This is a genomic window from Kitasatospora sp. NPDC059571 (assembly GCF_042735675.1).
Lineage (GTDB): Bacteria > Actinomycetota > Actinomycetes > Streptomycetales > Streptomycetaceae > Kitasatospora.
The window spans coordinates 1-10,729 of sequence record NZ_JBHWBW010000257.1; the positions used below are offsets into that span (position 1 = coordinate 1).

Here is a 10,729-nt window from a genome sequence, read left to right on the forward strand (position 1 = left end):
CCTTCCTTTGCCGCCCCCGGCCCGGCCCGGGGGGGGGGGGGGGCCCCCCCCGGGGGGGGGGGGCGGGGCGCCGCCGCGCCGCACCGGGCCGAGCGCGCCCGCGAGGTCGCCCACACGCTCGCCGCCGAGCTCACCGCCGCCGGCCTGCACGCCTCCACCCCGGACGCCGCCGTGGTCTCGGTCCGCGCCCCGGGCCCGGAGGCCGCCGTCCAGTGGGCCGCCGACTGCCGCACCGCCGGACTGGCCGTCGGCTGCTTCCGGCCGCCGTCCGTGCCGGACGGCATCTCCCGGCTGCGCCTGACCGCCCGCGGCGACCTGACGGACGCCCAGATCGCCGACGCCGTCCGCATCATCGTGGCGACCGCCCCGCAGCGGGGCTGAGCGGGGCGACCGCCGGCCGCTCGGCTCCGGGCCGCCCCCGCTCCGGACGGTGGGACGGCGGCTAGGGGCCGCCGGGGAGCCGGACCGTGACGAGGAGACCGCCGTCCGGGCGCGGGACGAGGTCGAGGGTCCCGTGGTGGGCGCGGACGACGCTCTGCACGATGGCCAGCCCGAGGCCGGCGCCGGCGTGCTCGTCGGTGCGGACGCGGTCGGTGCCGCGCCGGAAGGGTTCGGTGAGGGTCGGCACCAGGTCCGGCGGGAGCCGGCGGCCGGTGTTCTCGACCCGCAGCACGCTGGTGCCGCCGTTCGTCCCGGTCCGGACGGTCACGGTGCCGCCGGCCGGGAGGTTGTGGACGACGGCGTTCTGGACGAGGTTGGTCGCCATCCGCAGCAGGAGCTCCGCGGAGCCGCTGGTCGGGGCCTGGGTGCCGGTGACGTCGAGCGTGATCCCGCGCTGTTCGGCGAGGGGGAGCAGCGTTTCGGCGGCCTCCTCGGCGACGAGGGAGAGGTCGACGTTCTCGCGGGGGAAGTCCGCGCGGCCGCCGCGGCCGAGCAGCAGGAGGGCCTCGGTGAGGTCGATCGCCCGCGTGTTGACGGCGTGCAGGCGTTCGACGAGTTCGCCGCGGTCCCGGGTGGGGTCCTTGCGGGCGACGTCGAGGAGCGTCCGCGAGATCGCCAGCGGGGTGCGCAGTTCGTGGGAGGCGTTCGCGGCGAACCGCTGCTGCTCGGCGACGTGCGACTCGAGCTGTTCGAGCATCGAGTCGAACGCGTCGGAGAGCTCCCGGAATTCGTCCCGGCGGCCGCTCATGCGGATCCGGTGCGACAGCGACCCGCTCCCGGCCAGCCGCGCCGCCTCGGTGATCCGGGTGAGCGGTGCGAGCATCCGCCCGGCGAGGATCCACCCGCCGACCAGCCCGAACACCAGGAGGAAGGCCATCGCCACGGCCGCGGCGGGGGCGAAGGTGTGCACCAGCAGGTAGCGGTTGGGCGAGATCCCGAGCAGGCCCCTGCTGTTGTCGGGGACGTAGCGCAGCAGGTACATCCACACCACGGCCAGCAGCAGAGCGCCGGCGACGACGAGAAATCCCACGTAGCTGAGGGTGAGCCTGAGTCGGGCGCTGAGCCCTGGCCGTCGGTTCATCGGCCGCTGGTGTCCGTGCCGGTGTCGATGCGGTAGCCGACCCCGGGCACCGTGGCGATGACCCGGGGTTCGCCGAGCCGTTTGCGCAGGGCGGAGACGGTGATGCGCACGGCGTTGGTGAGGGGGTCGGCGTTCTCGTCCCAGGCCCGTTCCAGCAGTTCCTCGGCGCTGACGACCCCGCCCTCGGCGGCGACGAGGACGTCGAGCACGGCGAACTGCTTGCGGGTGAGCGCGACGTAGCGTCCGTCCCGGAAGACCTCCCGGCGGAAGGGGTCGAGCCGCAGGCCCGCGATCTCGCGGACCGGGGGCCGGGCGTGCGCGCGCCGGCGGTCGAGCGCCCTCAGCCGGAGGACGAGTTCCCGCAGGTCGAACGGCTTGGTGAGGTAGTCGTCGGCGCCGAGCCCGAACCCGGAGGCCTTGTCGTCGATCCGGTCGGCGGCGGTGAGCATCAGGATCGGGATGCCGCTGCCGGAGGCGACGATGCGCCGGGCGACCTCGTCGCCGGAGGGGCCGGGGATGTCCCGGTCGAGGATCGCGAGGTCGTAGGTGTGGACGCCGAGCATCTCCAGGGCGGAGTCGCCGTCGCCGGCGATGTCGGCGGCGATCGCCTCCAGCCGCAGACCGTCCCGGACGGCCTCGGCGAGGTAGGGCTCGTCCTCCACGATCAGTACGCGCATGTCCGAAGCCTAAGCAGCACCGCCTATCGCCGGCGTATGCAGGACGCGGGTGGACCGGGGGTGCGGCTCAGCCGACCGGTGCCGGCGCGGGGCGCGGCCGGTCCTCCTCCGCGGCCGGTGCCGTGGTGCGCCACCAGCGGCGCGAGGCCAGCGCGGCCAGTACGGCGCCGACGGCGTTGACCAGGACGTCGTCCACGGAGGACACCCGGTCCAGCCACAGCACGTACTGCAGGGTCTCGACCAGCACCGAGCAGGCCGCCCCGAGCGCCAGGATCCGCGGCAGGGACGCCAGTGCCGCGAACCGCACCGGGGCGAAGAACCCCAGTGCCGCGAAAATCAGCAGGTTGCCGCCGATCCCGAGCGGCCCCATGGTGAGCAGGTCCCGCAGCGGGACGAGGCTCACCCGGCGCGGGGCGGTGCCCGGTCCGGCGCCCGGCATCATGGTCAGCCACAGGAGCGGCACCGTCCCGTGGACCATGCCCACCTCCGCCAGCGACATCCGCCAGGCCGACGTGACGCCGCGGGCCCGGCGGCGGTGCGCCAGGGCCCACACCACCAGCGCCGCCACCGGCAGCGCGACCAGCGTCATCAGCACCACGCCGTTGAACGTGTCGTAGCAGCCGTGCCACCGACCGGCCAGGCACCTCGGTGCGGACATCATGAGCGGCCGCCGCACGACGAACGCGGCGCAGGCCGTCCCGAGGACCGCCGGGCCGGTGAGCACGATCCTGCGGGTGCGGTGGCGCGGTGCCCGCGGGGAGGCGTTCTGGTTCATGCCCCCATGGGACACGTCGGGCCGTTGCGGCGGCGTATGCGGTTCTCGATAGGCCCGCGATACACCCGGCCGACCGGAGGGTCGAAAACCCCTCGGGTCATCGTGCCCTCGGCCCGTACGCTGACCGCATGGCCCACGCGAAGACCTCCTACGTCTGCCTGCCCTGCCGGGCCTCGTACAAGCAGCCCTACCCCGACGGCCGCGACCGGCGCTGCCCGCGCTGCGCGGAGGCCCTGGTCCACGTCGGGTCCGCCTTCGCCGCGCCGCGCCGGCACGACACCGCCGGCTGGCGGACGCTGTCGGTGCTGCTGAACGCGGGCATCGGCTTCCACAAGAGCTGCTGCGGCGGCCCCGGCTACCGGCCGCGGACCCCGGCCGGAGTGCGCCGGCGGCTGGACCGGGCGCGGGCGACCGGCGAACCGACCGCCAAGGCCCTGGTCCGCCCCGAACTGCACTGACCCGCCTGGCAGCCGGGGACGTCCCGCCGCCCGGCGACACGCCGGACCGGCGCGGACACCCCGGGGGCGGGCCGCCGCCCGGACATGATGGAGGCCGTCCAGCCCGTCCCGGAGGAGCCCCCGTGCCAGAGCCCCGCGTACTCCTGGACGGCCTGGTCCTCGGCGAGTCGCCGCGCTGGCACGACGGCCGGCTCTGGCTCTGCGACTGGGGCGCCCACGAGCTGATCACCGTCGGCGCCGACGGCGAGCGGCAGACCGTCGGCCGGGTGGAGGACTTCCCGTTCTGCATCGACCCGCTGCCCGACGGGCGGCTGCTGGTCGTCTCCGGCGGCCGCCGCAGCCTGCTGCGCCGTGAGACCGACGGCACCCTCACCCCGTACGCCGACCTGCGGCCGCTCTGCGACCGGCCCTGGAACGAGGTTGCCGCGGACGGCCGCGGCAACGCCTACCTCAACTGCATCGGCTTCGACCTGATGACGGGGGAGCAGCCGGCCCCGGGCCTGGTCGCCCTGGTCACCCCGGACGGCGCCGCGCGCACCGTCGCGGAGGACCTCGCCTTCCCCAACGGCATGGCCGTCACCCCGGACGGCCGCACCCTGCTGGTCGCCGAGTCGTACGCCTCCCGGATCACCGCCTTCGCCATCGGCGAGGACGGCGGTCTGACCGGGCGGCGGGTGTGGGCGGCGGTCGAGGGCTCCGCGCCGGACGGCATCGCGCTGGACGCCGAGGGGGCGCTCTGGTTCGCGGACGTGCCGAACCGCCGCTGCGTGCGGGTCCGTGAGGGCGGTGAGGTGCTGCGGACGGTGGAGGCCGACCGCGGCTGCTTCTCGTGCGCCCTCGGCGGCCCGGACACCGACCCGCAGCTGTTCGTCACCGCCGCCGAGTGGCAGGGCACCGCGGGTGCGACCGCCTCCCGCACCGGCCGGCTGCTGGCCGTGCCGGCCCCGGCCCCGGCGGCGCGCCGCCCGTGACCGCGGGCCGGACCGGGCCCGCCCTGCCGCCGCGCCGCCCCGACCCGGTGGTGCCGGTCGGGCTCCCGGACACCGGCCGGGTCTGGTACGCGGCGTACGGCTCCAACCTGCTGCGGGCGCGTTTCGACTGCTACCTGGCGGGCGGGCGGCCGCCGGGCGCGGCCCGCACCTACCCGGGGTGCCGCGACCCTCGGCCGCCGGCCGCGGACACCGCGCTGCTGCTGGCCGGGTCGGTGTACTTCGCGGGCGATTCCGGGGTCTGGGGCGGCGGCCTGGCCCAGCTCGACCCGCAGGCGCCGGACGAGTCGCCGGGCCGGGGCTATCTGCTGACGGTCCAGCAGGTCGCGGACGTCGCCGCCCAGGAGATGCACCGCGTCCCCGGCGCCGCCCCCGACCTGGACCTGGCCGCCGCCCTGGCGCCCGGCCGGCACCGCCTCGGTCCCGGCCGGTACGAGACCGTGGTGTGCTGCGGCACCCTGGACGGCCGCCCGGTCCTCACCCTGACCACGTCCGTCGACGGCGCGGACGATCCGCTCGCCGCACCGTCCGCGCGCTATCTGAAGGTCCTGCTCGCCGGCCTCGGCGAGGCGCACGGCTGGCCGCCGGACCGGGCGGCCCGCCACCTCGCCGCCCGGCCCGGCGCTGCGGGCCGCTGGACGGCGGCGGGGATCCTGGCCGCCTGCGCCGACTGACCGCGGGTGCCCCGCCGCCGGACGGCCCGGCGGGTCAGCGCATCCGGAAGACCGGGCCGCGCGGCGTGAACGGCAGCCCGGCGCCCTGCGGGACGAGGTACGCGTGCTCGCGCCGCACCCGGAGCACGTCGCACTCGCCGTCGGTGATCACCAGCACCGGCGCGGCCGGCGGGAAGTCCTCGGCCCGCTCCAGCAGGTCCACCCCGGGCTGGAGCACGGTGCCGCCGCGGCCGCGCACCCGGACCCGTCCGGCGATCTCCTCCGGCGGCAGGTAGCCGGCGTCGTGCGGCGCGGCGTCGCAGAAGACCACCCGGGCCGCCGGCACGTCACGGGCGGCCGCGTAGGAGGCGATCGCGCCGAGGGCGAGCCCGAGCAGCCGGACGTCCATCGAACCGGAGGTGTCCAGGACGACGCCGAAGGTGCAGCGGGCCTCCTCCTGCGGCGGGAAGTACCGTCCGGCCCGCGGGATGTCCGGCGAGGAGGACTGCCGCCTGGACGGCCGGGCGTAGCTCCGTGCCGCCTGCGGCGAGGGTACGAACTCGTCGAACCAGCGGGCAAGTTGAGCGTCCCAAGGGAGCGGCGGGTGGGCCAGCGCCCGGATCTCCTCGATCAGGCCGGCGGGCAGCAGGCCGCGCTCGCGCCGGTGCAGGTCGAAGCCCTGCTGCAGGCCGCGGCGGTAGAAGTCGTCCAGGTCGACGTAGTCGCGCGGCGGCCCGGGCGGCTCGCCCAGCACGTCCGGCTGCCCCTTGCCGGCCAGGGTGGCGAGCCGGCGGATCCGGCGGCGGTCGCGGACGATCCGGTCGTACACCTCCTCGGCCGACAGGCCCGCCAGCTCCGGGTCGTGCAGCAGCCCGTCGGGCATCGAGCCGACGCCCATCTCCAGCAGCCAGCCGTTGATCACGTAGTCGGCCGCGACGTTGAACAGGTACGGGTCGCGCGCCCCGCAGCGGTCGCCGTGGCGCAGCGCGGCGTGCAGCATCTCGTGGGCCAGGATGAAGCGCCACTCCTCGTCGCTGTGGTGCAGGAGCGGGTTGAGGTAGATCTCGCCGGCCTCGGCGCTGACGGCCGCGATCGCGATGCCCCGGGCGCGGGCGAGTTCGGCGTCGGCGACCAGGGTGATCCCGGCCGCGATGCCGCTGAGCAGGGGGTAGGAGGAGATGAACCAGTTGAGCGCCCTGGTCCACGGCCGCTCCGGCTGCCGCACGCCGGTGAGCTCGTCGCGGCGGCCGCCGGCCACGTCCATCGCCGCCGACATGGTGCGGGTCAGGGCGGCCGCGAACGCGATCGTCCAGTCCTCCGGGGCCGACTTGCCGGACCACGGGACGAGCAGCTGGTCCGGCCGGTGCCCGGCCGTCCCGCTGACCGCGACCGGGCCGTCCCGGCGCCAGCGGGCCGCGAGGTCCTCCTCGTCGCCGCCGGCGTAGGCCGACGGGAGTTCGACGGGTGCGCGGCCCACCGGGAAGGTCGCCAGGAAGCGGTTGACCACGTGGCAGCGGGCGGCCAGCAGGAAGCCGTCGGGCTGGGTGCGCGGCCCCCGCTCGGCGGGCAGGTGCCCGAACCCGAGGTGCAGCAGACTGTGCGCCAGCACCCAGGCCCACTCGGCGGGTTCGGCCCGCCGCCGGGCGTTCACGTGCACCACGCCGGCGGAGTCCGCGACCGCCCAGCCGTCCCCGTCCGGCTTCTGCCGGCAGTCCGGGCTGCGGCAGATCGACACGTCGAGGGAGGCGAAGGCGGTGTTGCGGCGCAGCAGCGCCAGCCCCTCGGCGAGGGCCTCGGCGGCCGGGTCGGCGGCCTTGGCCGGCCGGGGCCGGCTCACCGCCGCGCCTCGACCAGCCGGGGCATGTCGCGGGCCGCCTCGATCAGGAACCACGAGGGCAGCACCGGGTTGCCGTCCGTGCCGTCCGCGATCACGGTCTGGGCCACCTCGACCGAGATCTCGGCCAGCTGCACCAGCAGCGACTTGGCCCGGAAGGCGGTCTGGCGCTGGGCGTTGGAGGCATGCTCCTTGCGCGCCGGCAGCTCCTTCACCAGCCGGCCGCGGAAGGAGTCGGCCAGGTAGTACAGCAGGTCGCGGTCCTCGGTGCGGTGCGGCCAGCGCGCGTCGCCCTTGAGGATCGCGTCCAGCCCGTACGAGTTGCGCACGATCTTCGCGTACCCGCAGAACGCCACCGCGTGCTGCGGCGTCAGCAGCCCGTGGGCCACCACCTTGAGGGTCTCCTCGGTCAGCGTCGGGCCGAAGGAGTGCAGGGCGTCGGAGAGCATGTGCCAGGCGCGGGGCGAGGAGAACGGCTCCTCGGACTTGGGCGGCGCCGACCAGAGGTGGTCCGGACGGTCCGTCAGGTAGTCCTGCACCCAGGGGTGGATGCCGCTGTCTGCCGCCCAGGCCAGCCAGTCGGTGGCGCTGGCCCGCAGGTGCACGTGGACCAGCCGGTTGACCAGCGCGGACGCCATCGGGCGGGCCAGCGCGCCGTCGGTGGAGCGGTTCCCGGCGCCGATCACGATGCTGCCCTGCGGCAGTTCGTAGGAACCGATCCGGCGGTCCAGGATCAGCGAGTAGAAGGCCTTCTGCACGTCCGGGGTGGCCGCGTTCAGCTCGTCCAGGAACAGGCAGTAGGGCTCGTCGCGGGCGATCGCCTCCGGCGGGCAGAACCGGGACCGGCCCTCGGCGGTGATCTGCGGGACGCCGATCAGGTCCTCCGGCGCCAGCTGAGTGCCGATCAGGCCGACGCAGGGCAGGCCCAGCGATTCGGCGAAGTCCCGTACCAGGGACGACTTGCCGATGCCCGGCGCACCCCACAGGAAGACCGGCCTGACGGTGGCCAGTCCGAGCAGCAGCTCGGGAACCTGGGACGGCGAGACGGAGACGGCACCCTGCACGGAGGATCCTCTGCTGGTCGGGGGAGGGGTCGCCGACCAGTATCCGAAGCAACGTCCACCGGTGCACCCGGTTTTCGCCCCCCCTTGCGGCAGGGGCGGCGTGCGGCGTCAGCCGTGCTTGGCGCGGCTCGGCTGGACGCGGGCGGGCTCGCCGGGCATCTTCGGGTGGTCCGGCGGGTACGGCAGGTCGCCGGCGTCCTGGCGGGCGTAGAGCTCCAGCAGCGGGTCGAGGTCGAAGGCGTGCTCGTCGAGGTCCGCGTGCAGGTCGCCGACCTCGGCGAACCGCTTGGGCAGGGTGCGCAGGTCGAAGTCGGCGGGCACCACGTCGTCGATCTCCTCCCAGCGCAGCGGCGCGGAGGCGGTCGCCTCGGGGCGGGCGCGCAGCGAGTACGGCGAGGCGATGGTGCGGTCGCGGGCCATCTGGTTGTAGTCCACGAAGATCGTCTCGCCGCGCTCCTCCTTCCACCAGGCGGTGGTCACCCGGCCCGGCATGCGGCGCTCCAGCTCGCGGCCGAGCGCGATCACCGCGTGCCGGCAGTCGGTGAACGTCCAGCGCGGCTCCACCGGCACGTACACGTGCAGGCCGCGGCCGCCGGAGGTCTTCGGCCAGCCGCGCAGCCCGTACTCCTCCAGCAGCGCGCGCAGTTCGTGGGCGGCGCGCACGGCGTCGTGGAAGTCGGTGCCGGGCTGCGGGTCGAGGTCGATCCGCAGCTCGTCGGGGTGCTCGGTGTCGGCCCGCCGCACCGGCCAGGGGTGGAAGGTCAGGCAGCCCAGGTTGGCCGCCCACAGCACGGCGGCCTGCTCGGTGGGGCAGATCTCGTCGGCGCTGCGCCCGCTGGGGAACTCGATCCGGGCGGTCGGCAGCCAGTCGGGCAGGCCCTTGGGTGCGCGCTTCTGGTAGAAGAAATCGGCGTCCACGCCGTCCGGGAAGCGCTGCAGCGTGGTCGGCCGCTCGCGCAGCCCGCGCAGCACCCCGGGCGCGACCGCGAGGTAGTACTCGGCGACGTCCCGCTTGGTGAAGCCGCGCGCCGGGTAGTACACCTTGTCCGGGTTCGACAGCCGCACGGCCCGGCCGTCCACGTCCAGTTCCACCGCAGGTGAGCCCATGGGTCCCACGCTAGGCCCGGGCGGGCGGTCCGGCGCGCGCACGCCGTCCGGCCCGGGGACGATCGGAGCCATGGACCTTCCCGTGATGCCGCCGGTCAAGCCGATGCTCGCGAAGGCGGTGCCGGACATCCCGCCGGGCATGCAGTACGAGGCCAAGTGGGACGGTTTCCGCGCCGTGGTCTTCCGGGACGGCGACGAGGTCGAGATCGGCAGCCGCACCACCAAGCCGCTGACCCGCTACTTCCCGGAGCTGGTCGCCGCGTTCCGCCGCGAGCTGCCGCAGCGGTGCGTGGTGGACGGCGAGATCGTGATCGCCCGGGAGGGCCGGCTGCGCTTCGAGGAGCTGCTGGAGCGGATCCACCCGGCGGCCTCCCGGGTGAACCTGCTGGCGGAGCGCACCCCGGCCTCGTTCGTCGCCTTCGACCTGCTCGCCCTCGGCGACGAGGCGCTGGACGCCCGCCCGCTCGCCGACCGGCGCACGGCCCTCGAACGGGCGCTCGCCGGCGCCGCGGCCCCCGTGCACCTGGCACCCGCCTCGACCGACCTCGACACCGCGCGCGGCTGGTTCGAGCGCTTCGAGGGCGCCGGCCTGGACGGCGTCGTCGCCAAGCCGCTGGACGCCCCGTACGCGCCGGGCGAGCGCTCCCTGTTCAAGATCAAGCACCAGCGCACCGCCGACTGCGTGCTGGCCGGCTACCGCGAGCACAAGAGCGGCCCGGTGGTCGGCTCGCTGCTGCTCGGCCTGTACGACGGGGACGGCCGGCTCCAGCACGTCGGGGTCAGCGCATCGTTCCCGATGGCCCGCCGCCGCGAACTCGTCGAGGAGCTCGCGGAGCTGAGGATGACCGACCTCGGCGGCCACCCGTGGGCCGCCTGGGCCGACGAGAGCGCCCAGGCGGACTCCCGGCTGCCGGGTGCGGTGAGCCGGTGGACGGGCACCAAGGACCTCTCGTGGGTCCCGCTGCGCCCGCAGCGGGTGGTGGAGGTCGGCTACGACCACATGGAGGGCACCCGCTTCCGGCACACCACCCAGTTCAAGCGGTGGCGCCCGGACCGCGAGCCGCTCAGCTGCACCTACGAGCAGCTGGAGGAACCGGTGTCGTACGACCTCGCGGAGATCCTCCGCTGAGCGGCGGCCCGCCGCCCGAGGGACCCCGGTACGTCGGGGTCATCGGCCCGGGCGAGGCCTCGGCAGCGCAGTGCGCGGCCGCGCTGCGGGTCGGCGGGCTGCTGGCGCGGGCCGGCGCGGTGGTGGTCTGCGGCGGCCTCGGCGGGGTGATGGCGGCGGTGGCGCAGGGGGCCGCCGAGCACGGCGGCACGGTGGTCGGACTGCTCCCGGGGCGGGAGCGCGCCGCGGGCAACCCCCATCTGACGGTGGCTCTCGCCACCGGCCTCGGCGAGCTGCGCAACGGCGTCCTGGTGGCCTGCTGCGACGCGCTGATCGCGGTCGGCGGCAGCTGGGGGACGCTCAGCGAGATCGCGCTCGCCCGGCGCACCGGCACGCCGGTCCTCGTGCTGGACGGCTGGACGGTGGCCGCCGCCGACGGCGGTGCGCCGCGGGACGACGTCCGCCGGGTGGCCACCGCGGCGGCCGGGGTGGCGGCCGCCCTCGCCGCGGGGTGAGGCCCGCCGGGCCCGTACGGCACGGTG

12 protein-coding genes are annotated in these 10,729 nt (G+C 75.8%); 6 read left to right on the forward strand and 6 right to left on the reverse strand.

The genetic code is table 11. The annotated features are described in order from the left end of the window. Positions 1–381: aminotransferase class I/II-fold pyridoxal phosphate-dependent enzyme (locus ACFV0G_RS24870; protein ID WP_380551968.1), on the forward strand; the 381-nt coding region annotated here is incomplete at its 5' end. Positions 382–442: 61 nt separating this feature from the next. Here the strand turns inward: ACFV0G_RS24870 and ACFV0G_RS24875 are convergent. The 3 genes from ACFV0G_RS24875 to ACFV0G_RS24885 form a co-directional block, all read right to left on the reverse strand. Further along, entirely contained in the window at positions 443–1,522 is a 1,080-nt protein-coding gene (locus tag ACFV0G_RS24875; RefSeq protein WP_380551971.1) for a sensor histidine kinase, read from the reverse strand. Continuing rightward, positions 1,519–2,199, reverse strand: a complete 681-nt coding sequence (locus ACFV0G_RS24880; RefSeq protein ID WP_380551974.1) for a response regulator transcription factor — start codon at positions 2,197–2,199, stop codon at positions 1,519–1,521. The genes ACFV0G_RS24875 and ACFV0G_RS24880 overlap by 4 nt, the downstream gene beginning before the upstream one ends. Positions 2,200–2,266: 67 nt before the next feature. Continuing rightward, a complete protein-coding gene (locus ACFV0G_RS24885; protein ID WP_380551977.1) occupies positions 2,267–2,974 on the reverse strand; it encodes a VanZ family protein in 708 nt (235 codons plus the stop codon). A 128-nt stretch (positions 2,975–3,102) separates the two neighbouring features. Between ACFV0G_RS24885 and ACFV0G_RS24890 the strand changes: the two genes are divergently transcribed. The 3 genes from ACFV0G_RS24890 to ACFV0G_RS24900 all read left to right on the forward strand — a co-directional run bounded on the left by ACFV0G_RS24890 (position 3,103) and on the right by ACFV0G_RS24900 (position 5,095). Further along, entirely contained in the window at positions 3,103–3,432 is a 330-nt protein-coding gene (locus ACFV0G_RS24890; protein WP_380551980.1) for a deoxyxylulose-5-phosphate synthase, read from the forward strand. Positions 3,433–3,554: 122 nt separating this feature from the next. After that, positions 3,555–4,403 (forward strand): SMP-30/gluconolactonase/LRE family protein, encoded by an 849-nt coding sequence (locus ACFV0G_RS24895; protein WP_380551983.1) that lies wholly within the window; start codon positions 3,555–3,557, stop codon positions 4,401–4,403. Further along, entirely contained in the window at positions 4,400–5,095 is a 696-nt protein-coding gene (locus tag ACFV0G_RS24900; RefSeq protein WP_380551986.1) for a histone deacetylase, read from the forward strand. Before ACFV0G_RS24895 ends, ACFV0G_RS24900 begins: the two co-directional genes overlap by 4 nt. A gap of 34 nt (positions 5,096–5,129) precedes the next feature. Here the strand turns inward: ACFV0G_RS24900 and ACFV0G_RS24905 are convergent, their stop codons facing one another. From ACFV0G_RS24905 to ligD, 3 genes are all read right to left on the reverse strand, one after another. Then, positions 5,130–6,911: a hypothetical protein gene (locus tag ACFV0G_RS24905; RefSeq protein ID WP_380551989.1), complete on the reverse strand. Its 1,782-nt coding sequence runs from the start codon at positions 6,909–6,911 to the stop codon at positions 5,130–5,132. Then, the gene (locus tag ACFV0G_RS24910) at positions 6,908–7,972 is read right to left on the reverse strand and encodes an ATP-binding protein (protein WP_380551992.1); all 1,065 of its coding nucleotides are present in this window, start codon (positions 7,970–7,972) and stop codon (positions 6,908–6,910) included. The genes ACFV0G_RS24905 and ACFV0G_RS24910 overlap by 4 nt, the downstream gene beginning before the upstream one ends. A gap of 108 nt (positions 7,973–8,080) precedes the next feature. Beyond that, positions 8,081–9,064 carry a non-homologous end-joining DNA ligase gene (ligD, locus tag ACFV0G_RS24915; protein ID WP_380552001.1) on the reverse strand — a complete coding sequence of 328 codons (984 nt, stop codon included), beginning with the start codon at positions 9,062–9,064 and terminating at the stop codon, positions 8,081–8,083. Between the two features lie 85 nt (positions 9,065–9,149). On the opposite strand from ligD, the gene ACFV0G_RS24920 reads away from it, so the two are divergent. Together ACFV0G_RS24920 and ACFV0G_RS24925 are read left to right on the forward strand one after the other, a co-directional pair. Next, positions 9,150–10,208, forward strand: coding sequence for an ATP-dependent DNA ligase (locus ACFV0G_RS24920; RefSeq protein WP_380551995.1), 1,059 nt, complete (start codon positions 9,150–9,152; stop codon positions 10,206–10,208). Continuing rightward, the gene (locus tag ACFV0G_RS24925) at positions 10,121–10,702 is read left to right on the forward strand and encodes a TIGR00725 family protein (RefSeq protein ID WP_380551998.1); all 582 of its coding nucleotides are present in this window, start codon (positions 10,121–10,123) and stop codon (positions 10,700–10,702) included. The genes ACFV0G_RS24920 and ACFV0G_RS24925 overlap by 88 nt, the downstream gene beginning before the upstream one ends. The last annotated feature ends 27 nt before the right edge of the window (positions 10,703–10,729 follow it).

Bases quoted from the DNA above. Each gene is read 5' to 3' on its own strand.
- ACFV0G_RS24890 (WP_380551980.1), top strand. From the start codon at position 3,103: ATGGCCCACGCGAAGACCTCCTACGTCTGCCTGCCCTGCCGGGCCTCG.
- ACFV0G_RS24920 (WP_380551995.1), top strand. From the start codon at position 9,150: ATGGACCTTCCCGTGATGCCGCCGGTCAAGCCGATGCTCGCGAAGGCG.
- ACFV0G_RS24885 (WP_380551977.1), bottom strand. From the start codon at position 2,974: ATGAACCAGAACGCCTCCCCGCGGGCACCGCGCCACCGCACCCGCAGG.
- ACFV0G_RS24875 (WP_380551971.1), bottom strand. From the start codon at position 1,522: ATGAACCGACGGCCAGGGCTCAGCGCCCGACTCAGGCTCACCCTCAGC.
- ACFV0G_RS24880 (WP_380551974.1), bottom strand. From the start codon at position 2,199: ATGCGCGTACTGATCGTGGAGGACGAGCCCTACCTCGCCGAGGCCGTC.